This window comes from Neobacillus sp. BF23-41 (assembly GCF_041106275.1).
In genome coordinates this window covers 72,789-97,967 of record NZ_JBGBPR010000005.1, presented here as the reverse complement: position 1 = coordinate 97,967, position 25,179 = coordinate 72,789, and the positions used below count along the sequence as shown (strand labels likewise).

Annotated in this window: 22 protein-coding genes; 14 read left to right on the top strand and 8 right to left on the bottom strand. The window is 38.5% G+C overall.

What is annotated here, in order from left to right:
- Window positions 1-51 precede the first annotated feature (51 nt).
- On the bottom strand, window positions 52-525 hold the full coding sequence (locus AB7942_RS10390; RefSeq protein WP_369446788.1) for a plant Invertase/pectin methylesterase inhibitor family protein: 474 nt from the start codon (window positions 523-525) through the stop codon (window positions 52-54).
- A gap of 361 nt (window positions 526-886) precedes the next feature.
- Between AB7942_RS10390 and AB7942_RS10385 the strand changes: the two genes are divergently transcribed.
- The 4 genes from AB7942_RS10385 to AB7942_RS10370 all read left to right on the top strand — a co-directional run bounded on the left by AB7942_RS10385 (window position 887) and on the right by AB7942_RS10370 (window position 4,850).
- Window positions 887-1,375, top strand: coding sequence for a GNAT family N-acetyltransferase (locus AB7942_RS10385; RefSeq protein ID WP_088087799.1), 489 nt, complete (start codon window positions 887-889; stop codon window positions 1,373-1,375).
- 359 nt (window positions 1,376-1,734) lie between these two features.
- Window positions 1,735-2,466, top strand: coding sequence for a DUF475 domain-containing protein (locus AB7942_RS10380; RefSeq protein WP_369446787.1), 732 nt, complete (start codon window positions 1,735-1,737; stop codon window positions 2,464-2,466).
- Window positions 2,467-2,677: 211 nt separating this feature from the next.
- Window positions 2,678-3,883 (top strand): MFS transporter, encoded by a 1,206-nt coding sequence (locus AB7942_RS10375; RefSeq protein WP_369446786.1) that lies wholly within the window; start codon window positions 2,678-2,680, stop codon window positions 3,881-3,883.
- Window positions 3,884-4,010: 127 nt separating this feature from the next.
- Window positions 4,011-4,850, top strand: coding sequence for a pentapeptide repeat-containing protein (locus AB7942_RS10370; protein ID WP_369446785.1), 840 nt, complete (start codon window positions 4,011-4,013; stop codon window positions 4,848-4,850).
- Between the two features lie 103 nt (window positions 4,851-4,953).
- On the opposite strand, the gene AB7942_RS10365 is transcribed toward AB7942_RS10370, so the two are convergent.
- The gene (locus AB7942_RS10365; RefSeq protein WP_335711632.1) at window positions 4,954-5,466 is read right to left on the bottom strand and encodes a DUF3231 family protein; all 513 of its coding nucleotides are present in this window, start codon (window positions 5,464-5,466) and stop codon (window positions 4,954-4,956) included.
- Between the two features lie 191 nt (window positions 5,467-5,657).
- Between AB7942_RS10365 and AB7942_RS10360 the strand changes: the two genes are divergently transcribed.
- Window positions 5,658-7,124, top strand: coding sequence for a spore germination protein (locus AB7942_RS10360; RefSeq protein ID WP_369446784.1), 1,467 nt, complete (start codon window positions 5,658-5,660; stop codon window positions 7,122-7,124).
- A gap of 59 nt (window positions 7,125-7,183) precedes the next feature.
- On the opposite strand, the gene AB7942_RS10355 is transcribed toward AB7942_RS10360, so the two are convergent.
- The 3 genes from AB7942_RS10355 to AB7942_RS10345 form a co-directional block, all read right to left on the bottom strand.
- Window positions 7,184-7,948: a sulfite exporter TauE/SafE family protein gene (locus AB7942_RS10355; RefSeq protein WP_369446783.1), complete on the bottom strand. Its 765-nt coding sequence runs from the start codon at window positions 7,946-7,948 to the stop codon at window positions 7,184-7,186.
- A gap of 127 nt (window positions 7,949-8,075) precedes the next feature.
- The gene (locus AB7942_RS10350) at window positions 8,076-8,366 is read right to left on the bottom strand and encodes a hypothetical protein (protein ID WP_373408499.1); all 291 of its coding nucleotides are present in this window, start codon (window positions 8,364-8,366) and stop codon (window positions 8,076-8,078) included.
- A 61-nt stretch (window positions 8,367-8,427) separates the two neighbouring features.
- Window positions 8,428-9,672: an MFS transporter gene (locus AB7942_RS10345; RefSeq protein WP_369446782.1), complete on the bottom strand. Its 1,245-nt coding sequence runs from the start codon at window positions 9,670-9,672 to the stop codon at window positions 8,428-8,430.
- 166 nt (window positions 9,673-9,838) lie between these two features.
- Here AB7942_RS10345 and AB7942_RS10340 point away from each other — a divergent pair, with 166 nt between their 5' ends.
- The 4 genes from AB7942_RS10340 to sat are packed head-to-tail and all read left to right on the top strand — an operon-like array spanning window position 9,839 to window position 13,078.
- Window positions 9,839-10,600, top strand: coding sequence for a phosphosulfolactate synthase (locus tag AB7942_RS10340; RefSeq protein ID WP_369446781.1), 762 nt, complete (start codon window positions 9,839-9,841; stop codon window positions 10,598-10,600).
- Entirely contained in the window at window positions 10,591-11,136 is a 546-nt protein-coding gene (locus tag AB7942_RS10335) for a histidine phosphatase family protein (protein WP_369446780.1), read from the top strand. Before AB7942_RS10340 ends, AB7942_RS10335 begins: the two co-directional genes overlap by 10 nt.
- Window positions 11,137-11,155: 19 nt before the next feature.
- Window positions 11,156-11,866 (top strand): phosphoadenylyl-sulfate reductase, encoded by a 711-nt coding sequence (locus AB7942_RS10330; protein ID WP_369446779.1) that lies wholly within the window; start codon window positions 11,156-11,158, stop codon window positions 11,864-11,866.
- A 42-nt stretch (window positions 11,867-11,908) separates the two neighbouring features.
- Entirely contained in the window at window positions 11,909-13,078 is a 1,170-nt protein-coding gene (gene sat, locus AB7942_RS10325; protein WP_369446778.1) for a sulfate adenylyltransferase, read from the top strand.
- A 51-nt stretch (window positions 13,079-13,129) separates the two neighbouring features.
- Here sat and AB7942_RS10320 read toward each other — a convergent pair whose 3' ends face one another.
- Complete coding sequence (locus AB7942_RS10320; RefSeq protein ID WP_168244158.1) at window positions 13,130-13,747, bottom strand: YitT family protein; 618 nt, start codon at window positions 13,745-13,747, stop codon at window positions 13,130-13,132.
- A 264-nt stretch (window positions 13,748-14,011) separates the two neighbouring features.
- Here AB7942_RS10320 and AB7942_RS10315 point away from each other — a divergent pair, with 264 nt between their 5' ends.
- Entirely contained in the window at window positions 14,012-15,034 is a 1,023-nt protein-coding gene (locus AB7942_RS10315) for a DUF3231 family protein (protein WP_369446777.1), read from the top strand.
- Between the two features lie 52 nt (window positions 15,035-15,086).
- On the opposite strand, the gene AB7942_RS10310 is transcribed toward AB7942_RS10315, so the two are convergent.
- The gene (locus AB7942_RS10310) at window positions 15,087-15,317 is read right to left on the bottom strand and encodes a hypothetical protein (RefSeq protein WP_369446776.1); all 231 of its coding nucleotides are present in this window, start codon (window positions 15,315-15,317) and stop codon (window positions 15,087-15,089) included.
- A 181-nt stretch (window positions 15,318-15,498) separates the two neighbouring features.
- Here AB7942_RS10310 and AB7942_RS10305 point away from each other — a divergent pair, with 181 nt between their 5' ends.
- Entirely contained in the window at window positions 15,499-16,350 is an 852-nt protein-coding gene (locus AB7942_RS10305; RefSeq protein WP_088087784.1) for a DUF2935 domain-containing protein, read from the top strand.
- Between the two features lie 141 nt (window positions 16,351-16,491).
- Here the strand turns inward: AB7942_RS10305 and AB7942_RS10300 are convergent, their stop codons facing one another.
- Window positions 16,492-17,697: an MFS transporter gene (locus AB7942_RS10300; RefSeq protein ID WP_088087783.1), complete on the bottom strand. Its 1,206-nt coding sequence runs from the start codon at window positions 17,695-17,697 to the stop codon at window positions 16,492-16,494.
- A gap of 367 nt (window positions 17,698-18,064) precedes the next feature.
- Here AB7942_RS10300 and nirB (AB7942_RS10295) point away from each other — a divergent pair, with 367 nt between their 5' ends.
- The 3 genes from nirB (AB7942_RS10295) (at window position 18,065) to nirB (AB7942_RS10285) (ending at window position 25,150) form a co-directional block, all read left to right on the top strand.
- Window positions 18,065-20,440 carry a nitrite reductase large subunit NirB gene (nirB, locus tag AB7942_RS10295; protein WP_369446775.1) on the top strand — a complete coding sequence of 792 codons (2,376 nt, stop codon included), beginning with the start codon at window positions 18,065-18,067 and terminating at the stop codon, window positions 20,438-20,440.
- A 56-nt stretch (window positions 20,441-20,496) separates the two neighbouring features.
- Window positions 20,497-22,644 (top strand): assimilatory nitrate reductase catalytic subunit NasC, encoded by a 2,148-nt coding sequence (nasC, locus tag AB7942_RS10290; RefSeq protein WP_369446774.1) that lies wholly within the window; start codon window positions 20,497-20,499, stop codon window positions 22,642-22,644.
- A gap of 91 nt (window positions 22,645-22,735) precedes the next feature.
- A complete protein-coding gene (gene nirB / locus AB7942_RS10285) occupies window positions 22,736-25,150 on the top strand; it encodes a nitrite reductase large subunit NirB (protein ID WP_369446773.1) in 2,415 nt (804 codons plus the stop codon).
- Window positions 25,151-25,179 lie beyond the last annotated feature (29 nt).

The following is a 25,179-nucleotide window of genomic DNA, read 5'->3' as shown; positions in this document are numbered from 1 at the left end:
TAGAGGTTAATTGTACCCGTCATCATAGAAAAAAGGAGTCGTCGGTAAAGATTAATGGTTATCAAAATCCGGTTCATTTAGACCTGAAACGAGTGCGTCTCGAGCGGCTTCTAAACTTAGTTTAATGAAAAAGAGCTGCCCGTTAAGTCGATCATTTTTACCGCTTAACAGAATTGCTTGGTCAAGGTAGTTAATGGTATCTTCCGTCTTATCTAATGCCAGTGAGATACGGTTATCGGATAGTTGAATAAGGTGTTGGTTATCTTGGCTTTGGGGAGCAATAGGGGCATTTGGAAAAACGGGATCACTAGGAAAATAAGTATCGAAAGGTAAAGCTTTCATGGCAAGATAAGCCTCTGTGAGATTATCGACGACATCTTGGTAGAATTGTATTTTAATTGGATTTGGTGGTAAAGGAAATGCGGACATTTCTAAAAAAAGGATTAAGGCACTATCGGCATATCGAATGGCCTGTACCGTGTAAGCCAAGGCTGTTCTAACATTTGTAACTAAGTTAGAATACATTTATTTCACTCCCAAACTGTTGAATTGTTTTAGTGTATGTAAATAAGACGAGCCCGTAAAGGACACTTAGGTAAATTTATTTACTCAGGCTGAAAACATTTTACTGGAATAATTTTGTAATAAAACAGGAATGTTACACCTATATTATGTAAAGGAAGAATGATTTGAAACCCACCCGTATTCTACCAGAATGACAAAGTAATAAATTCAAGATAAAATCTAATAATCATTAGTCGAGAGTGGCTTAAACTGTCACTCTTTTTGTAATGCTAGAAATAATACTGTCAGAATTATTAACGAAAATAACTAAGGAGCTGTATTCGCAGATCCATTTGGCATTTAGGAAGTGGGATATATTAATATGTTAAAAATTCGAAACGTAAAAATGGAAGATTTACCCGAACTAATAGTAATTGAACATCTTTGCTTTACAAAAGAAGAGGCTGCGACGAAGGAAGCATTTGAAAAGCGCATTCAATTTATTTCAGATAGTTTTTTTGTAGCTGAAGAGGAGGGCGTGATTGCTGGTCTTGTTAATGGTCCTGTCATTAATCAAGCACACATTACAGATGACCTCTTTAGTGATATAAGGGAGAACCCTGTGTCTGGCGGGCATCAAAGTATTTTAGGATTAGCGGTGTCCCCGTATTTTCAAAAACGAGGTGTGGCATCAGCGTTACTTGCACATATAGAAACAGAAGCAAGTGAAAAAAATCGTGAGACGATGACCCTCACCTGTAAAGCTGACTTAATTCGCTTCTATGAAAACCATGGATACCTCAACAATGGTGTTTCAAGCTCCCACCATGGCGGAGTGATTTGGTACAACATGAGTAAAAAATTAGTATGAATGTTTGGGTGATTTAATTAACCATATAGAAAAAACTTACAGAAAAAGGAATGAAAAAAGACGATTCGGGACCGAATCGTCTTTTTGATTAGGATAAATTTATACATTTAGCTTGGCATTTCCGCGATCAGTACCTTTGTTGCTCATTTTTCAAGCAAATAATAAAAATATATAATCGCATTCAAAGTTAGAGATGTTTTTGGTTCATTAATATCAGGGCTATACATACATATAAAGTAGGATGCGAGAAAAGGGACAACATCAATGGGGTGAATGATTGTTTATTGGGACAAGCACCGGAAGTATAGAATTTGAACTGAGAAGCTTAAAGTAAAAAAAGTAATGGAAAGGGAGAAAAAATGGAATTTCTACAGGAAATTATCAATAGTTATAGTTCATTTTTTTCACTAGAAGCATTTGAAAAGGTATTTTCTAATCCAGCTAGTTGGGGAGTCATTGGGACTCTTGTTGTTCTTGAAGGGCTATTATCTGCCGATAACGCCCTTGTTTTAGCTATTTTAGTGAAAAAATTACCTAAAGATCAACGAAAGAAAGCCCTATTCTACGGTATTTTTGGTGCGTATCTTTTCCGAATTTTAGCAATAGGTGTAGGAGTTACTTTAATTAATGTTGGTTGGATAAAAATTGTAGGCGGTCATTACTTACTTTGGATTGTCATTCAAAACTTTATCAAGAATAATGAAGGCGAAGATGAAGTCCCAAATAAAAAAATGGGATTTTGGAGAACCGTGTTAACGGTTGAGTTAATGGACATTGCCTTTAGTTTGGACAGTGTAATTGCGGCATTTGGAGTTTCTAATCAAGAGTGGGTTCTCTTTCTAGGTGGTGTGATCGGGATTTTAATGATGCGAGGGGTAGCTCAACTATTCCTAACATTGATTGAAAAGGTTCCTGAAGTAGAAACTACCGCGTTTATCTTAATTGCGATAATCGCGATAAAAATGATCATTTCTGCATTTGGATACCAATTAGATGAATTTGTTTTCTTTTCCATATTAATTGCGGTATTCTCAGGTACATTCCTGGTTCATTCAGTCAGGAAAAATTCCGGAAAAGAAAAAACCCTTTAATTAAAATATCAAGCTCAAAAGATCAGGAATCCTGGTCTTTTTTTTGTGGTAGAAAGAAAAGCTATTCTTTCATAGAATCCATATATTTCTGTATACAAAAATTTCGGAAGTGAAAATAAATGAACAGTATGTTATTATTAACCAAAATAAAATGATCATTGGTAAGGAAGAAAATTGGTACTAATTTGATCAAACATTGGAGATGGAATGCATGCTAAACTGGAAGCGGAATTTATGGGTACTTTGGGTTGGGGTCTTTTTTACAGCCGCAAGCTTTTCCATGGTCATTCCCTTTTTACCAATTTTTCTTCTGCAAATTGGTGTGCACGAACATACGGAAATGTGGTCAGGATTATTATTTAGTTCCGCCTTTTTTGCAGGAGCGATTGCATCCCCATTTTGGGGGAGGATGGCAGATAAGTATGGAAGAAAACCGATGATTATCCGTGCAGGATTTGTCCTCTTTGTCATCTATACGTTAATGGCTTTTGTTACGAATCCCTATGAAATATTAGTTCTGCGTATTTTGCAAGGATTACTTAGTGGATTCATTCCTGGTTCAATCGCTTTGATAGGGACCAATACTCCTAATAATAAAGTAGGGTATGCCCTTTCCTTGATTTCTACCGCATCGGCATCAGGAACGATTCTTGGTCCCTTGTTAGGTGGGGGGATTTCTCATTTAGTCGGAAATCGCTGGGCCTTTGCGACTGCAGGTATGATTGTTTTCATTGCCACACTCCTCATCATTTTTTGGGTAGTTGAGGAAAATTTCACTCCAAGTAAGGTTCGGGGTTCTATTAAGACTGACTTTAAAGTAGCGTTGTCCAATCGCCCTTTTTTACTCGTCCTTATTCTAACTGTTCTCACTAGTTGTTCGGTGATGACTATTGAGCCCGTGCTCCCCTTATATATCGTGAAACTGGGTGGGTCGTCTGAAAATGCCTCATTATTAGCGGGTGTAGTGTTCTCTTTGCCTGGAATCGCTAGTGCTCTTTTTGCTCCAATATGGGGGAAATGGGCGGACAAAGTTGGATTTCAACGTGTTTTATTTATCGGGTTATTGGGCGGCGGATTAGGAACAATTGCTCAAGTTTTATTTAGTGAGATTTGGGGATTTTCGTTCATTCGCTTTGTATTTGGGATATTTTTCTGTGCAGTCTTCCCAGCGTTAAATGGGCTCGTTGTAAAGTCGACCCCAGAGGATTTCCGTGGCAGAGCATTTAGTTTGAATCAAACTGCTAACCAACTAGGCGGGATGATTGGGCCGATGATTGGTGGGTTCCTTGGTGGAATGTTCCCGGTTCAAAGTGTATTTATCGTAACAGGTATCTTATTATTAATTGCTACCAGTATGGCTTTTTGGAATGGTAATAACTTAAACAGTAGGGCGCTAAAGAGAAAAGCACTTTCCTGAATGATTCATTGATCATAAACCCTCTTATCTATTGCGGATAAGAGGGTATTTTGTGTTTAATTAGAAGTATAGAAGATTTATAAATAACTTGGCGCAATAGCTGATTTACATAAAAGGATGTGAAGGAATGTCTAGTCAAATAAAAGAAAACAACACTAATCTTAAAAAATTTAGTGCGGACTGTGAAAATTGTTTTGGATTATGCTGTGTTGCGCTGCCCTATGCTAAATCGGCTGATTTTGCATTTGATAAAGAAGCAGGTACTCCTTGTCCCAATTTACAGTCAGATTATCGTTGTGGTATCCATAAAAATCTCAGAAAAGAAGGATTTAGAGGCTGTGTTGGATATGAATGCTTTGGTGCAGGTCAAAAGGTATCACAAGTGACATACAATGGAAGGGATTGGCGGGATGACCCAGCCATAGCTAAAGAAATGTTTAATGTATTTCCAATTATGCAACAACTTCACGAGATGCTTTGTTACTTAAATGAAGCGCTTAGCTTAGAAGATGCACAGCCTATCCATAAAGATTTGCAGTCAGTACTAGAAGAAACGGAGCATTTTACCCATCTGAATCCAAAATCTATCATAGAGCTTAATGTACAAGCGCATCGAGTGGTCGTTAATGATTTACTTCTCCGCACTAGTGAACTTGTCCGTGCTAAAGTTTCACCTAAGAAAGACATTAGAAGGGGGAAAGACCTTTTTGGTGCAAAATTAAAAGGTGTTGACCTAAAGGGAGCTAATTTAAGAGGAGCGTTGCTAATTGCGGCGGATCTCCGGAAATCTGATATGAGAGTAACAGATCTGATTGGTGCAGACTTTAGAGATGCTGATATACGTGGTGCTGATCTCACCGGAAGTATCTTTCTCACACAAGCACAAGTCAATTCGGCATTGGGAGATAGTACTACCAAATTACCATCTGCTTTAAGAATTCCAGATCATTGGATAAAAGTTGGGTAATAACATGATTTTTGAAATATGCACAAAAAAATCCACCTGAATTTGACATGGTGGATTTTTTGAATTAATTATTGAATGTTATAACTCGTATTCTAAACACTGTTTAACAATCATGATGTTTATTTAGATGCAGTGGAGGTGGGATTAACCAGCCTTTTTCTTTGTTCAAGCGAAGGACTTTCGCTCCGAGTGCTGCCTTTTGAATATGAAATTGACCATACATCATTGCAACATCTTCTCTAATGGATTTACCTATAATCTGGCTGCAAGCAACTAAACCAGCAGCTAAATCTGCTGAAAGTGTAGCGGCAATGGCTGGATCCGGGATTCTTGCTCCAACCGGGATCTCTTCTAGGCATGCTTCTGGCGGCTCGGGTGCTGCAGGTGGTAATCCAATACCATTTTCTTTTAAAAGTTCTTCCACTTGTTTCTTTTGCTGCTGGCAGGTTTCAATCGCTTCAACTAATAATTTTTTTAAATCATCGTCCCCGGTATGGTTTAACATCGTTTGATAACCAGCTATCATACTATTTCCGACTAATTGAGAAGCCCAAATATCAAAGACTTCACCGTAATGTAAAGGTTCTTCCTTAGGATTTCCACTTAAAATTCCCATTGTTGCCCTCCTCAGTGTATAAGAAATTTTATTCATCTCCAAGTGCCACCTTTCTTTAAGCACAGCACGAAAATAGTTTATCCGAATCATTAAACATTAATGTATAGAACTCCTTAATGATATTGAAAAGAGAATATTAACCTCAAACATGTTGCAAAATACCAATAATGAAAATTTAGGAGTTGGCATGTTTGGGAAAAAAGGGGACTCAAATTCCGGTTAAGGAAAAGTTTGAAGATAATATAGAATACTTAATAAAAGAATTACGAATTGGAAAAAGCTTTGATGTGATTCATCGACCGTTGGAATACGGAGGACTCCGGTTCGGGATGTTTTTGATAGATGGTTTTGCTTCAGCTAATCTCTTACTTTTAATTATGAAGGAAATTGAGAAACGCAAACCAGAGGATTTTGGAAATAATCCCATTGATAAGCTATTTAAAAGTTTTATTCCTCATGTAGAGGTGAATACATCAGATGATTTAGAGGAAGTTATAGCCCAAATTCTTGCAGGACAAACTGCAGTAGTTGTAGAAGGCGGGAAACAAGTAATCCTGATTGATTCACGTGAATATCCAATCCGTTCTCCTCAGGAACCAGATATTGAACGGGTTGTACGGGGACCCCGTGATGGCTTTGTTGAAACGATTGTATTTAACTTAGCGTTAATTCGCAGGCGTGTACGGGATCGCTCCCTTGTAATGGAATACGTCCAAGTAGGAAAGCGATCCAAAACAGATATTGCATTAGTATACATAGATAGCATTGTTGACCCGGATAATGTAAAAATGTTAAGAAATGAACTTGAAAAAATATCCATAGATGGGATTCCTATGGCGGAAAAAACGATTGAAGAATTTGTATTTGGCCGAAATTATAATCCATATCCATTAGTTCGATACACAGAAAGATCAGATACAAGTGCCGTTCATTTAATGGAAGGCCATGTATTAATAGTGGTGGATGGGTCACCTAGTGTAATGATTTGTCCAGCAACCTATTGGCATCACCTGCAGCATGCTGAGGAATATCGTCAAAAGCCGGTAATTGGGATTTTTTTACGATGGGCACGATTTGTCGCTGTGTTATCCTCCTTATTTCTCTTACCACTTTGGTACACTTATGCGACAAATGAACAATTACTCTCCGATCGATGGAAGTTTATCGGTGTAGAAGATCAAGGGGAGATTGGATTAATCTGGCAATTTCTCATTGCTGAAGTCGGAATCGAAATTTTGCGAATGGCAGCTATTCATACCCCGAATGCCCTTGCTACAGCACTTGGTATCGTTTCTGCAATTATCATTGGAGATGTAGCTGTAAAGGTAGGGATTTTTACTCATGAGGTCGTCCTATATGTGGCTGTTGCTGCAATTGGAACTTTTGCCACACCAAGTTATGAGTTAAGCCTTGCCAATCGACTTTTTCGGGTTTTCTTTTTAATCATGGTTGCTTTATTTAAAGTTCCAGGGTTGATCATAGGAATCACGTTATGGATCATGCTCCTTGTTGAAACTAAGAGCATGAATACACCTTTTTTGTATCCGTTTATTCCATTTAATCCTCGAGATTTTCGGATAATGCTCTCTCGGACGCCAATCCCGCTTAATAATACAAGGGCTGCAATCCTAACGCCACAAGATAGAACAAGGCAATAAAAATAAAGTCTATCAAATTTGATAGACTTTTTAGCTGTTACAGAAGTTAATTGCTTATATTAAATTAGTTTAAACCCACTAATCAAAATCATCAGTGCCATAATGGTTCTTAGAGGTTTTGCAGGTACCTTAGAGGATAAGGTGCTTCCTAAAATAACGCCGGGGATTGACCCCATTAATAGGTTAAACACTAATAGATAATCAACATTGCCGATTCCTGCGTGCATAATCCCTGCAGCGGAGACTAATAAAAAGGCATGAGCGATATCTGTTCCGACCAATTCTGGAGTTCTCAATCTGTACAAGTAAATCATAGCTAATGCAAACAATGAACCAGATCCTATCGATGTCAAGCCTACAATAAAACCTAATATAGCACCAATCAGAATGGTTAAGCTCCGTTTTTCATGGATCGGCTTCTTTTGAAAATGATTCCATTCTAATTTATTTTTCATAAATGTTTTAAACAAGGTAGTCAATGCTACCAATATTAAAACGTAACCTAATGCGTGTTTAATCACCACTTCTTGATTATGAAAAAAAGAATCAAATAAATGGAGAATTCCTACTGCACAGATCGCACTTGGAATACTCCCAATAGCTAGATACTTTACTAACTTGAAGTTTATAGTCTTCTGCCTCCAATGTTGAATTGAACCAAAAAGTTTAGTTATGGAGTTATAAACAAGATCAGTACCTACCGCAATTGAAGGGCTGATACCTAATAAAATTAAAATTGGTGTCAACAAAGCGGCCCCTCCAACACCTGTTAATCCGACCATAAAGCCGATTAAAAGACCCATTACAATGATCCCCATGCTCATTCACGCACACCCCGAATATCTAATCTAATGTTGATTTATAACATTAAAATATGAAAGAGTTAGACACCTGTGACATGGAAGGTATGCCAAAAAAAAAGTGGACCCAGCTTGGAGTCCACCTAAATCATCATTTATCTTTTTCTTCTTCATTCAAATTTATTTTTTTACATCCGACATATAAACAAGAGAAAATATCTAATCCGGGCCGAGCCTTAGCTAATCCTTTTATATAAGGTGTGACTAAATCCTTAAAATCCGCTCCGACTTCTATTTCTTCTAAAATTCCATAAACATAAAGCTTTTTTTCATCAAATAGAAGAGCCACGTTTCCTACTGCTTTGTTTTTTCCATCCACCACATTTAATACCTGAAACTGCGGTGTGATTACCTCAGGAGAAAAATAAATTTGCAATGACATCTACTCCTTTTTATCTTGCTCCATTGTCAAGTAAACTCTCCTAAACGGACCTTTTTCAATTTTATGTGAAAGATAATTTTTCAAACAAGGAATCACTTTCTTCTGAAGGCTCCTTTTTAGCAACATGGATGAGCATCATGGAAAGCAATCCACATAACAATGTTAAACCTGCTGTAGATAAGAACATCCCTGAACGGGACCATTCCATTAATGCCCCAAAAATAGGTGGACCAATGGCAACACCTAAAAATCTAACGGATCCATAGAGGGAGGTAACGAATCCACGCCGGTCTGCCGGTACGGAACCAGTAATAAAGCTATTGATACAAGGAAGAACGAGACCAGTTCCAATACTGCTTATGACTAAGACAGCAAAAAATGGAAGTAAATTTGTAAAGAAGACCAATGATGCAAAGGAAGCAGTCATTAATAAACAGCCAATGACGATTAATCTTTTCATTACCTTCATTTTTTTTCCAATATTACTGCCTGTAAAATAGGAGGTTGTTGTCATAAATAATAGGGGGATCGCTAAAATGGCACCTTTTAGTAAACCATCAATCTGATGATCTTTCTCGAGAATATCGGATATATAAAACAAAATCCCAAATAGTGTAAAAAGGCAGGAGGAACCTGTGAAATAAGCGGCAAATAACCAGCGTCCTTCTGTTTTGAAAACAGAAACAAGGCCCTTTACATATTTTCCTAAAGGGGGAGGTTCTTTCTCTGCTTTCTTTTCCTTGATAAAAAAGATGGTAAAGAGGACTGATAGGGCACAAAAAATCGGAAAGGCAAAAAATGCTGCGTACCAAAACAGAAGAGCTAGTAGCGAACCGATAATTGGGCTGATTACTTTCCCGAATCCATTCGACGCTTCCACTAAACCTAAAACTTTACTTTGTTCTCCACCCTTAAATAAATCGCCTGCCAATGCCATGGCAATTGGAGCCGTACCGGCAGCACCCATTCCTTGCAAAATCCTCCCTGCTATAATCCATGTATAAGAATTGGAGAACCAGGCAGCTGCAGCTCCAGCTAAAAGGCCTCCGCTGCCATATAAAATAAGTGCTGGGATAATAATCGCTTTCCGTGAAAATCGGTCAGATAAATATCCTAATACAGGTATAGATATTGCCGCTGCAATCGAAAATACAGAGATAATTAAGCTAGTCTGAAATTGAGTTATATTCAGTTCTGATTTCATTTTTGGGAGAATTGGGATTAGCATTGAGTTTCCTAACACTAAAATAAGCGGGATTGAACTGATTGCAGTAATCGTCAAGCCTTTATGCTTTTGCTTCGGCAATGTATGTACACCCCTAACTGTAAAATTAAGCCCTATTATTGTTTGGAATGAGACAGCAGATTATACAATCGCAATTGCTTACTTCCTAGGAATAATGCCCATTATATACACATTCACCCATTTTTCGAATAATCTATTCTAGAAAAATAGAGGAGGCGCATTCCCTATGAGTTTTTTAACCATTCCTGAAAGGACTTCAGGAAGTAGATCATACGGTCTAACATCTGTGATCGATTCGGGGACCCCGCTAGGAGAATTAAAGAATATTTTATCTGATTATGGCAGCTTTATTGATATAGCTAAGATCGGGATTGGTTCAGCATATGTAACGCCAAACATAAAGGAAAAGGTTCAGCTTTACAAGGAATATCATATTAGGACTTATTGTGGCGGTACATTATTTGAAAAATGCTTTTACCAAAAAAAAATTCCTGAATACTTATCCTTTTTACAGGATTTAGGGATTGAATGGCTTGAAATATCTAATGGGACACTAGATATTCCGATAAATGAACGCCTCCGTTTAATTTCACAATTAAAAAATGACTTTCATATCATCGCCGAGGTTGGTTCCAAAGATCCTAATCAGGAAATGTCTATTTCTGGGTGGAAAGAAGAAATATCGATCTTCTTAGAAGCCGGATGTGAATATGTGATTACAGAAGGGAGGGAATCTGGGACATCAGGTATTTATGAAAAATGTGGTGATCTTAAGTCCGATTTAATACAAGAGTTGGTCAGCGATGTTGACAGCAAAAAAATCATCTTTGAAGCACCATCGGCAAAACATCAAATGTATTTTATTAAAGAAATTGGACCGAATGTCAATTTAGGAAATGTGAAAATACGAGATGTTCTAATATTAGAAGCGCAACGCTGTGGTCTAAGAAGTGAAACATTTTTTTTGGAGGGAAATGAATGCAAATAACGCTAATCAGACATCTTCCCACAGAATGGAATAAAAAAACCTGGCTGCAAGGCAGGAGAGATATAGAACTATCCCCATTAACTGATGAATTATATTTAGGAATCGCAGAGAATGCGCAGAGGCTAAAAAAGTTGTCACCATTTGAACTTGTTTTAGCCAGCACCTTGAAACGAACTCATCAAACAGCTCAGTTGTATGGCCACGCATGCCAAACAGAGGGCTTATTAGATGAATTAGATTTTGGTCCTTTTGAAGGGCGTCCAAAGGAAGAACTTTTCGAGAAATATCGTGAGCTTTGGATTCATAATCCAAAAGATCTCGTGTTAGGAGAAAGTATTAAGAATTTGGAAGAAAGGGTTGTTTTGTTTATCGAAAAATATAAGAAGTTGTCCAATATTTTAGTGTTCGGCCATGGATCGTGGATTAGGGCAATGATTTCATATTCGCAGTTTGGCGATGTTAATCATATGAATAAAATAATCGTCGAAAACAATGCCTGTATTACACTCGCATTGAACTCCAATCTTCGAGAATAGAAAGTCGAGGTGACCTTACTTGTCTGAACTGTTGACGTATGAAAATTGGGATGAAAAAAAGGTAGGTACCCTTTTGGACCATCCTCGTGATTTTCTAGATATTTTAAAATGGGCATACCAAAATTATGGAGACAGAATTGTCTATTCGTGCAGCTTTGGCGCAGAGGGAATGGTCTTAATCGATTTAATTCATAAAGTAAATAAACATGCGAAAATAATTTTCCTCGATACCGGCCTACACTTTCCAGAAACTTATCAATTAATTGAGGAAGTTAGGAACAGCTACCCATCGCTGCAGATCGATCTTATTAAACCAAGGATATCGTTGGATGAACAAACCAAATGGTATGGAGACGAATTGTGGCAGAGTAACCCCAATCTGTGCTGTCATTTAAGAAAGGTGGTTCCTCTTAAGGAAGCATTACAGGATGCTGAAGCATGGATCTCAGGTCTAAGGCGAGATCAATCCCCCACAAGGAGTAACACCCAATATATAAATAAGGATGAAAAATTTAAGAAAATAAAAATTTGCCCCCTTATTCACTGGTCATGGGAAGACATTATGACTTATATCCATCTAAATCATTTACCCTACAATCCCTTACACGATAAAGGGTACCCAAGTATTGGCTGTGCTCCCTGTACAAAGCCTATCGCAGATTCAAGAGACTCCCGTTCCGGACGGTGGGCTGGTCAATCGAAAACTGAATGCGGACTCCATGAAACATAATAGGCCACAAAGGCAAATTCAAGAGATTAGGGAGGGAGTAAAATGAGTGAAAGTGTCCCCCATGGGGGTGAATTGGTAAATAGGATCAACCTAAATACTCCAATTGATTACACTCGTAATTATGTAGAACTAGGAAATTTAGAATTAAGTGATTTGGAGTTAATTGCAAATGGTGCATATAGCCCGCTTACTGGGTTTATGGGGATAACTGACTATAATTCAGTCGTTAGAAATATGAGATTGTCCGATGGACTCCCGTGGTCGTTACCGATTACATTAGCTATCACCAAAGATAAAGCGAAGGAACTTAAAACCGGTGAGATGATCAATCTAATCCATAATGGCACTGTGTATGGTGTAATGGATGTGATGGAATTATTTATCCCTGATAAAAAGTTTGAAGCTGAGATGGTATACAGAACAACCGATATTCATCACCCAGGGGTTAAAAGGCTGTTAGAACGACCGGATATCTATCTCGGAGGTCCCATTACCCTGATAAAAAGACCTGAGAAAAGAAAATTTGAAAGCTATTATTTGGACCCCATCCAAACAAGGAAGCAGTTTAGGAGATTAGGATGGAATACGGTAGTTGGTTTCCAAACTAGAAATCCCGTGCACCGGGCCCATGAATATATTCAAAAAACAGCATTAGAGACTGTCGATGGGCTTTTCTTAAATCCGTTGATGGGTGAGACAAAATCGGATGATATTCCCGGCGAAATCCGTATGAAAAGCTATCAAGTCTTAATCGAAAATTATTACCCGAAAGATCGGGTGTTCCTTTCTGTTTTTCCTGCCGCGATGAGATATGCTGGACCTAGGGAAGCAATTTTTCATGCCGTCGTCCGGAAAAATTTTGGATGTACTCATTTTATAGTAGGGAGAGATCATGCCGGAGTAGGAAACTATTATGGAACATATGATGCCCAAAAAATATTTAGTCACTTCACTGACGAAGAACTCGGCATTAAACCGCTCTTTTTTGAACATAGCTTTTATTGTAAAAAATGCGAAAACATGGCCTCTGAAAAAACATGTCCTCATGATTCACAGCAACACGTAATTTTATCAGGCACAAAGGTTAGAGGTATGTTAAAAAACGGGGAACAGCCGCCAAAGGAATTTAGCCGTCCTGAAGTGGTCGAAATTCTAATCCAAGGAATGAAAGAAGCTTACTTAGATGAAACCCGCCGTTTGGAGACCCCTTAAGGCGAACCATTTGTAGAATTTAAAGGAAGAGAAGATTCTCTAGGGATCTTCTTATCTTTTTCTCCAATTTGTTGTTAGGAATCTTATTTTTTGTAATTTTAATTCAAAAATAAAATCAATAATATTCGTCGAAAAGAATTGGCAAATAACCGCGAAAATAACAATTTTATAATCAATCACAAGGGCGGTTAATAAAAAAATCAAAAAGTTTATTCCCATCATTACTTTTCCAGGACTCCATTTCTTATAGGAAGCGATCATTAATGCTGGAATGACCATTCCGCCGCTGGATGCCCCCGCTCGAATCAATAATCCTACACCAATACCAAAGAAAACACTTCCACATAGTATATCCACCATAATATGGATATGAAGATGTGGAACTAGGGCTGTTAGAAAAGTTACGGTTGTGGAGGTAATAGCAACCGAAAGAATCGTTCGAATGGTCCAGGTGTATCCAAAATACTTTAATGCGAAAAGTAGAAAAACAATATTAGATAGCCATAAAGAGAAACCAAGAGATAAATGAAACCAGTGATTTACCAAGATCGCAAGTCCTGCTGCCCCGCCGGAAGGGATGGAGTGAGGAAATAAAAACAAGGACATCGACATGCCCTGAAGGGTAGCCCCAAATAAAATGCAGAAATAGGTTAAATAAGTTCTTTTCATAGTTTAAAGAAATAAACCATATCAATTGTATTTTTCAATTCCACATAAATACCTCCTCAGGACTATCACTCCTTGTCCATTTTATGAGAAGAAAAAAAGGAATATGTAGAATGTTTTTTCAACGTGATAATATCAAGATAAAAGGAGCGCCTGTTCAATTTATCGGGGTGTTCTTTTCTTTGGTATTAATTATGTAATTACATATAACTTATCATAATAGGAAAAGATGGTAATAGGTATTTTCCGTATGGAGGTAAATTATTAATGGATAAAGAAAAACAAATAAAGCTGACCACAGGAGAGATGGCTCAATTGTGGGCGCAATACATGAATGATAGTGGAAGTAAATGTGTTCTGACGCATTTTTTAGAAAAAGCTGAGGATGAAGAGATTAGACCTGTTATAGAATTTGCATTAAATCTTTCAAAAACTCATTTACAAAAATTAACATCTATTTTCGTAGAGGAAAACTTTGTAGTTCCGAATGGCTTTAAGGTTGATGAGCATGTAAATTTAGCCTCTTCTAAACTATTTTCTGATAGTTTTGTGTTAGAGTTTATTAATCAGATGGCAAAAATTGGACTTACCAATTATGCTGCCAGTGTTGCATCATCTATAAGAGATGACATTACAGATTATTATATGGAATGCACGACAGAGACAATGCAATTATATAAGTTGTCAAAGGATTTGTTATTGTTAAAAGGACTATTTGTAAAGACCCCTTATATGCAGGAGATGGATCATGTTGAATATGTAAAAAGGCAAGGATTTATGTTAGATGTGTTTGGGGAAAAAAGACCGTTAATCGTAGCTGAAATCAGTAATCTTTACGCAAACCTTCAAAGAAATGCATTAGGAGCTGCCACGCTAGCTGGCTTTAGTCAGGTTGCAAAAGATAAGGAAGTGAAACAATTCTTTCTAAGAGGAATAAAAATTGCAAATAAACACATCAAATTATTTGCTTCAAAATTGGAGGAAAGTTATCTGCCCGTCCCCAAGACATTGGCATCAGAAGTAACGAGCAGTACGGATCAAACGTTTTCTGATCAGCTCATGATGTTTTTTACATCGGGTTTGATTGCCTTGAGTGTGGGTTTCTATGGGACAGGAGTTGCTCAAAGTCCTCGGATGGATTTAGGTGTTATGTATAACCGATTGTCTTTAGAAGTTCAATTGTTTTCTGAGGATGGTTCAAATATCCTGATCGATAACGAGTGGTTAGAACAGCCTCCAATGGCATTAGATCGAGACGAATTAGCACAAAAAAAAGATCCAACTGACTAGTATGATAACTTAAAAAGGGCCTGAGTGCAGTACTATGATTAGGTCCTTCGAATTACTTAATATTTTTTCTTGTGTAATAGGCAAGTAAAAAACATATTATTGGAAGGAAAGCAATTAGTCTAAACCAATTTTCAGCACCAATGAAATAAAGGGATGGCACCACTAAGGAAATTCCACTGATTAATAACGCTTTCCAGGATTTTTTACCTACTCCCCATACTAGGAAAATCAATGAAATCCCAATTAATAACCATAAAACAAAACCCACCCAATAGAAACCCATAAAATCCCCCTTAAATTCTCGTTTCTACATAAAATAATATATGTCTGTTAACTTCTTTTCTATTGTTATTATATTTTTCTTAATTTAGGTAGGGAATCTTTTGAACCTCTTATTTGGGTATATTTATATGAATTTATTAATAAGAATAGAACGAATGAAGTATTTACTGGGGGGTTTTTGAATGAATGGGAATGAAAACTTACAACATCCTGATACAGGTGTTACATCCGGAATGTTTGTTGAGCGATCGTTAAATGAAATACGTTTTTGGTCTAGGATCATGAAAGAACATTCTTTATTTCTTCGATTAGGCTTTAGAGCAGAGGATACTCAACTAATCCAAGAGGCTAATCAATTTTATCAATTGTTTGAACGCATCGAACAAACTGCACATTCCACTTCCAATCAAGCAGATCCTGAACAAATAAGAAGATTTAATTCGGAAGTACAACAAGCTGCAACCAGCATTTTTGCATTTAAACGAAAAGTACTAGGTTTAATACTTACATGTAAATTGCCGGGGGCAAATAATTTTCCACTGTTAGTTGATCATACAAGTAGAGAAGCTAATTATTTTAGAAAACGATTAGTGGAATTAAACGAAGGTAAATTAAAACCCCTTCCAGATGCCATAATAAAGGAAAATGTCTTCTTCCTAAGAATTATGGCAGACCATGCTAAATTTATTGGTCATCTACTAGATCCATCCGAAAGGAAGTTAATTGATATAGCCCAAAATTTCAGCAATGACTTTGATCAATTGATGTATCAAGCAAGAGACTTAGAATCTATGAAACCACAATCTCAAACTGTTCCTCTTTTAGATCAATTCCTGGATCAGAATCGTGTGTCGGTCTCCTCTCTACGGGACTTCAAGAAAACGGCACGTGATTTAATTGAGCAATGTAAAATAAAGAGTATCATCCATCCACTATTAGCAGACCATGTTTTTCGTGAGGCTGATAGATTTCTTGAAATTATTGATATGTTTGATGCGCATCTTACAAGCGGTAACCCACAACCTAGAATTTAGAAGATGGGTGAATGCATCATATACAAAGAAGCAGTTAAATTGAAGAAGGCTATTCTAGGACCCAGTTAGGTTCAAGAATAGCCTTCTTCAGGTTCTACTTCTTTTTCTTACTATTTAGTAGCTGTCCATAAAAAATTATCTCTAATTTTTTATGGAGGCTTCCTTTGGCGACCAGGTTTTTCGCCACGACATTTGTGCAATAAGTAACACTATTAAAGCCGTGATTCCAACCCCTGTATAAACGATAAATCCAGATCCGTACGTTCCGGTAATTTCCTTAAGTGATCCAAGTATATTTGGTACAAAAAATCCGCCAACCCCGCCAGCTGCTCCGACAATCCCGGTAATCATTCCAATTTCTTCTTGGAAGCGCTGTGGAACCAATTGAAAGACTGCACCATTTCCCATTCCAAGGCAGAGCATTCCGAAAAACAATAAGGTTGTCACAATAGCCAAAGATGGAAGCTGACTTACGCCGAACATAGTGAGAGCTACCCCGATAAATAAAAAGGTCAGAAGACGTACGCCGCCGATTTTATCGGCTATGAACCCCCCAACTGGCCGGAAAAAGCTTCCTGCTGCTACGCAAAGAGTGACAAAATCACCTGCTCTGACTTTTGATAAATCGTATTGATCCACAAAAAAGATGCTTAAGAAACTGGACAAACCGACAAATCCTCCGAAGGTAACACTATAAAGCAAACAAAAAAACCATGTATCTTTTTGTTTAAATACTTTCAAATATTCAACCACCGGTTTTGCTGCTGGTTGTGAAGGTGCATCTTTCGCAAGAAGAATATACAAGATAAATACAATCAAAAGAGGAATAATAGCTAATCCCATTACATTATGCCAGCCAATATTTTCTGCAAGACGCGGGCCAAATAATGTAGCAAAAAGTGTTCCACTATTCCCAGCGCCCGCAATCCCCATTGCAAGTCCTTGTAAGTGTGGCGGGTACCAACGGCTTGCCATTGGTATGGCAGCCGCAAAACTTGCTCCTGCTACTCCGAGTAGGATTCCGATCAAGTAAAGTTCGGTTAACGTCTGTCCGAATAACCAGCCCCAAGCTAGCGGGATGATGGTGACGAGCATCCCGCTTATTGCTGTTTTTCGAGGACCAATACGATCCGTTAAGACTCCAAGGATGAGCCGGAAAAACGATCCGCTTAGGATTGGAACAGCTACGATGAAACCCTTCTGAGCGGGAGATAGTCCAAAATCCTTTGTTATATAAACCCCTAGTGCCCCCAAAATCACCCAAATCATGAAACTAACATCAAAATATAAAAATGACGCTGCTAATGATGGCGTATGCCCGCTTTTTTTTAGATCTGATAACCTCATAATGTTGTTCTCCCTTCAATTTGTATCATAGTTAATCTCCAATATACATTTTTACTTTTATTACCATTCAAAACAGCTGTTTTTTGAAAGCATGACCCTTACTAGTAAAACCAAGAATGAAAATAAACCGATATTGTTTTTCATCACTTTCCCTCCTTAACATTGTTGGTATTTGTGTTTCCCTTGCTTTGTTAAACAATAACGTATTGAAACAGGAGATGTCTCATAGCGTGTAAGGAACTCTAACATGAAACTTATTGTGTTAGAAAATGTGACACACTGAATTTCTTTTGATGAGTTTTATGGAATAATAGGTGATATTTATCGTTGCAGTTACCCAAATATCGAACATACGGAGGCTTTTAGAATGAATAAGCAAAAACTCGTACTGATAGGTAATGGAATGGCAGGGGTGCGGTGCATTGAGGAGATTTTAAAGCATTTACCTGATTCCTTTGACATTACGATTTTCGGAAGCGAACCACACCCTAACTATAATCGGATCCAATTATCGGCCGTCTTGCAGGGTGGTACATCGTTTAAAGATATTACAATCAATGATCGTGATTGGTATAACCAACAGAATATCAGACTGTTTACCGGAGAAACGGTGAAAATAATTGATACCGAAAAACAACTTGTTAAGACGGATAAAAATCAGGAGGTTCCTTATGACCGACTAATTATCGCAACAGGTTCTGTTCCATTTCAGCTTCCTCTGCCGGGTGTTGATAAAGAAGGAGTCATCACGTTTCGTACCATGGAAGATTGTCAGAAAATGATTGAAACAGCTAAACAACATAAAAAAGCGGTAGTCATTGGAGGTGGAGTCTTAGGTTTAGAAGCTGCCAAAGGTCTGCTCAATCTTGGTATGGAAGTAACAGTGGTTCATAATGCCCGAAATTTAATGGAAAGACAACTGGATGAAAGCGCAGCGAAATTGTTGCAAACAGAGTTAGAAAGGCAAGGATTTCATTTTCTTTTTGAAAAAGAAACAAAGGAGATTCGGGGAAGCAAGCGCGTGGAAGGAGTGTCATTTAAGGACAGTACCGAAGTAGAAGCTGATTTGGTTGTAATGGCAGTAGGGGTGCGACCAAATATACAGTTAGCAAAGGAAAGTGGGATCGAAACTAACCGTGCCATCCTCGTTAATGATTATATGGAAACGAATATACCGAATATTTATGCTGTTGGTGAATGCGTAGAGCATCGAGGAATTGTCTATGGATTGGTAAAACCTCTTTATGACCAAGGGAAGATTTTATCCAAACGTCTTTGCGGGTTGGAATCTAAAGGATACGAAGGAACTATTCTTTCCACTCAATTAAAAATATCGGGTGTGGATGTGTTTTCAGCTGGTCAGTTTTCTTGTGATGAAGGTCTTAAATCAATTGAAATTCATGATGAGTTAGCTGGCGTTTATAAAAAGCTTGTCTTTGAAGATTCTAAAATAGTTGGCGCCGTTTTATTTGGCGATACAAGGGATCGTACAAGATTGCTAGATATGATCATGAAAAAACAAGATGTGTCGGACGTAGAGAAAGTTACTTTGTTTCAATCTTCAAATGGAGGTGGAGATTCCATCGCTTCTATGGCGCATAGTGAAATGATCTGCAATTGTAACGGAGTGCCGAAAGGGGCCATTATTGAAGCGGTTCTAAAAAATGATTTAACGACCGTGGAACAAGTAAAAAAGTGCACCAAGGCGTCCAGCTCGTGCGGCGGTTGTAAACCGTTAGTATCCGATCTTCTTTCCTATATCCAGAGCGATGAATTTGATGAGGTCATTGATCAAAAATCGATGTGCCCTTGTACATCATTAACAGAGGATGAAGTGGTTTATGAGATGCAATTACAAAGCTGCACTACGGTACAAGAAGTAATGGAGGTGCTTGATTGGAAAAGTAAGGAAGGATGTACTACCTGTTGTCCTGCCTTGGCCTATTATTTAGGAATGATCTATCCGGAGTATGAGAGCCAACAAGAAACACTTTTTGTATCCGAACAAATGAATGCAATTGTTCAACAAGATGGCACTTACACCGTTGTCCCACAGATGTACGGCGGAAAAACGACAGCAGAACAATTGCGAACGATTGCCAATGTTGCTGAGAAATATAGAATCTCTAATGTTGCGATAACAAGTGAACAAAGAATTCATTTGATGGAGGTGAAGAAAGAGGACCTGGCTGATGTTTGGGCTGATTTGAACATGGATGTTAGTTCGACTTATGGAAATATGGTTCAAAATATTAAAACAAGTATCGGTGAACATATTTGCCGATGTGACAAACAATCATCGATTCAACTGGCTGTCAGTCTCGAAAAAAATTTGGAATTCCTCACCACGCCCTACCGTGTGAAAATGGGCATATCTGCTTGTATGCATAATGGTGCAGGTTCGACTACGAAAGATATCGGTGTAATCGGAACAGGTCTTGGCTGGGAAATTTATGTCGGTGGCAGCAGTGGACGAAATGTACGCGCAGGAGAGTTGTTATGCCTTGAATCATTGAATCATGATGTGATCGAAATTATTTGTGCCTTTATTCAATATTACCGTGAAACGGCCAATTTCCTTGAACGTACATGGCAATGGATCGAACGAGTTGGTTTAGTGCATGTGCGCGAAATCCTGTTTGACTTAGAACATCGCCAGCAATTATTGCTGCGGTTAGAGAAAGATCGTTTCTTACGCAAAAAGCTTTTAGAAAAAAGTTCCAGGTCATCAACCGTCCTGTAAGGAACGTTCGTTAAAGTTAACTATTACGAAAAAAAGTGAGAAAAGGGTGAGCTATTTTGACGGAAGCATTTTTAAAGTATTTTCGCACAAAGGAACAAGAAGTGAAATCAGAAAAAAAATACGAGTCTCAATGTCCGTACTGTAGTATGCAATGTAAAATGCAATTGATTGAACAATCGATTGTTACGAGAAAAAAATATATAACCATTGGTAAAGAGAATCCAACCTCGGAGGGGCGTTTATGTATTAAGGGTATGAACGCCCATCAACATGCATTTCATAAGGACCGTTTGAAATATCCATTATTAAAAGTAAATGGAGAATTTGTTCGTGTTTCTTGGGAGACGGCCTTGAATGAAATTAAAGAAAACTTTACTAAAATCCAGGCAGAATCTGGACTTAATGCCTTAGCAGTTTATGGGAGCGCGTCAATCACAAATGAAGAAGCTTACTTATTGGGTAAATTCGCCCGGGTTGCTTTAAAAACAAAATACATTGATTATAATGGACGCCTTTGTATGTCTGCAGCTGCTTCAGCGGCAAGTCAAACCTTTGGGTTGGACCGAGGATTCACGAACAGCTTGGCAGAAATTCCGTCGACTCGTTGCATTATATTAGCCGGGACGAATATTGCCGAATGTCAGCCAACGATTATGCCCTATTTTGAAAAAGCGAAAGAAAATGGTACCTATATTATCGCTATCGATCCTCGGGAAACAGCAACAACGAAAATAGCAGACTTGCATTTAAAACCTAAACCGGGAACAGATGCTGTGTTAGCTAATGGGTTATTGAAAGTTATCATTGAAGAAAATTATGTTGATAAGGACTTTATTCAAGAACGCGTAAACAGATTTGAAGAAGTTAGAGAGTATGTATTATCCCTTAATTTAGAGGAAATTGAAGAGATAACCGGCGTCCCAATTGAACTCATTCGCAAAGCGGCAGTAAGGTTTGGTAAAGAAGAAACAGGAATGATATTTACAGCGAGAGGGGTAGAACAGCACACAAATGGCTCGATGACTGTCCGTAATTTCCTAAATATTCTGGTATCAACCGGTAAAATTGGCAAACCAGGCTGCGGTTATGGCGCTATTACAGGACAAGGGAATGGCCAAGGGGCGCGAGAGCATGGCCAAAAAGCAGACCAACTGCCTGGATACCGTTCAATTGAGAATGAAGAACATCGAGAATATGTGGCCAGTGTCTGGGGAGTTGACAAGGACGATTTACCACGTAAAGGGGTTTCTGCCTATGAAATGATCGAGAAAATCCATGAAGGTGAAATTCAGGGCTTGTTCTTGATGTGTTCCAATCCGATTGTCTCCAATCCAAATGCCCACTTCGTCAAAGAGGCAATTAAAAAATTAAAATTCTTTGTCGCAGTGGAGCTGTTTGTTTCAGAAACAGCAAGATTAGCCGATTTAATATTGCCAGCTTCTTCCTACCTAGAAGATGAAGGAACGATGACGAATGTAGAGGGGCGGGTAACATTACGGGAAGCAAGCTATCCTTGTCCGGGAGAAGTGAAGCATGATTGGCAAATCATTTGCGAAATTGCCCGTGTGCTTGGAAAAGAAAAATATTTTTCCTTTTCATCTGCTGAGGAAATTTTTACTGAATTAAGAATGGCAAGCCGCGGGGGTAATGCTGATTATTTTGGAATGACATATGAACGTCTTAGGAAGGAAGGCGGAATATTATGGCCATGCCCAGCTCCTGAGCATAGAGGTACGAAAAGAGTGTTTGAGACATCCTTTGCCCATTCAGATGGAAAGGCAGCGATGGTGGTTGTACCGAACATCCCTGAGGTTCCGAAAGAACAACTATCTGAAGAGTTTCCACTCTATTTAACAACAGGAAGAGTCATGTCACACTACTTAACTGGAGTGCAAACAAGAAAAAGTCCAGCCTTAGCGGCAAGGAATGTGGAATCATTTATGGAAATTCACCCTGCAACCGCATTGAAATTTCAGATCCATGATCAATCATTAGTGAAAATTGAATCCAGAAGAGGAAGTATAGTGGTTAGAAGCAAATGGTCGGAAACGATTCGTCATGATACCATTTTTGTTCCCTTTCACTGGGCAGATTCACAAAATATTAATCTCCTCGTTTCAAAAGAATTGGATCCTGCCTGTAAAATGCCTGGATTTAAAGTCAGTGTTGTAAAGGTAAGTCCAGTAAAGGATTTCCTAAATTAAAATTTCTATGTTAGAAGACCTTACACATTAAGTTAGTTATTGAATGCTCTGTGCTATAGTTTAAGAAACATTCTAAGGGAGGAAACCTAACGTGAGTAAGAAAAAATTGGTTCTTGTAGGTAATGGAATGGCTGGAGTTAAAGCCATTGAAGAGATTTTAAAACTATCTAAGGAGTTATTTGAGATTACCATTTTCGGAAGCGAACCACATCCGAATTATAATAGAATACTGCTTTCAAAGGTTTTACAAGGTGATACGGAGGTAAAAGACATTACGCTTAATGACTGGGATTGGTACACAGAAAACAATATTCAGTTGTTTACAAGTGAAACAGTGATCAAAGTTGATCCGATGAAGAAAGTCGTTGTAACTGACTTAGGAAGAATCGAACCGTATGATGAGTTGATCATTGCATCAGGGTCACTCCCATTTATTCTTCCGGTTCCAGGAGCTGAAAAGATCGGTGTGACAGCTTTTCGTGATATAAAGGATACCGAAGTGATGCTTGAGGCCTCGAGGAAGTATAAAAAAGCGGCCGTAATTGGCGGCGGATTACTCGGGCTCGAAGCTGCTAGAGGACTTTTAAACCTAGGAATGGATGTTTCTGTTATACATCTCGCCCCTTATTTGATGGAAAGACAATTAGATCCACAGGCAGGGAAACTATTACAGTCGGAATTAGAAAAACAAGGAATGAAGTTTTTATTAGAAAAACAAACGCAAGAAATTGTTGGAGATGACCGCGTAGAAGGTGTAAGGTTTGGCGATGGAACGATCCTTGATACAGACTTAGTCGTGATGGCTGTTGGTATTAAGCCAAATATCGAATTGGCCAAAGTAAGCGGTATTGCTATTAATCGCGGTATTGTCGTGAATGATTTCCTCCAAACGAGCGTTCCTAATATTTACTCTGTAGGAGAGTGCGCCGAACACAACGGATCGGTATACGGTCTTGTAGCACCATTGTTTGAACAAGGAAAAGTATTAGCTCATCACATTTGCGGAGTTAAGACCAATGGCTATCATGGCTCCGTTTTGTCTACACAACTGAAGGTTTCTGGGGTCGAGGTATTCTCTGCCGGAGATTTTATGGAAGGTGAAGGAAAGGAAGCCATTAAAGTCTTTGATGGAAATGACAGCATTTATAAGAAGATCGTGATTCAAGACAATAAAATTGTTGGCGCCGTGCTGTTTGGTGATAGCAGTGATGGAAATCGCCTTTTTTCGATGATTCAACAGCAAGCAGATGTCTCCTTTACCACGAAGGTATCACTTTTACAGCCACTAAATGATGATTTCGGGAGCAGTTTAGTAGCTTCCATGAGTGAGGAGGACATTATTTGCGGATGTAATGGTGTAACCAAAGGAACGATTATCCAGGCGATACAGAATCAGGGTTGTTCATCCGTTGATGAAATCAAAGCTTGTACAAGTGCTTCTCGTTCTTGCGGGGGGTGTAAGCCGCTTGTTGCTGAAGTGTTACAACATACACTTGGGTCAGCGTATGACGGCACTTTACAGAAAGAAGCGATTTGCAGCTGCACTCATTTTTCGAGAGATGAAATAGTGGAAGAGATTAAATCCAAGGGTTTGACCCTTATCAAAGAAGTGATGAATGTGCTTGGGTGGAGTACTGAGGAAGGTTGTTCAAAATGCCGCCCTGCTTTGAATTACTATTTAGGGATGGTCCATCCGATTGAATATACGGACGAAAGAGAGTCCCGGTTTGTCAATGAGCGGATGCATGCCAATATACAAAAGGATGGAACATATTCTGTTGTACCGCGAATGTACGGTGGTGTAACGAATTCACAAGACCTACGACGGATTGCTGACGTGGTAGATAAATACGAAATACCATTAGTAAAACTAACAGGAGGACAACGGATTGACCTACTCGGGGTAAAAAAGGAAGACTTGCCAAAAGTATGGACTGATTTGGATATGCCGTCAGGATCTGCCTACGGAAAATCACTACGTACAGTGAAAACATGTGTCGGTGAACAGTTCTGCCGTTTTGGAACCCAAGATTCCATGGGGCTGGGAATCGACCTCGAGAAGAAATTTGAAGGACTACAAACACCTCATAAAGTGAAAATGGCCGTTTCTGCTTGTCCGAGAAGCTGTGCAGAGTCGGGGTTTAAAGATATTGGGTTTATTGGAATTGACGGGGGCTGGGAACTTTATGTCGGAGGGAACGGCGGTACCCATGTTCGCGGGGGAGATTTACTATACACCGTGAAAACATCAGAAGAGGCGATGGAAATTACCGGTGCGTATCTTCAATATTACCGTGAAACAGCCAACTATTTAGAACGTACTTCGGCATGGATTGAACGTATGGGGTTAACACATGTACGAACGGTTCTTGATGATAAGGGAAAACGTCAAGAGTTAAATAAACGTATGGATGACGCATTATCTGTAATTAAGGACCCATGGAAGACAATAACAGAGGATGAAAAAGTAAGAAAAGAATTGTTTGAGAGTGTAGTAATGTCGTAAGTTCTTACATTTAAAGGAGGAAATAGTCA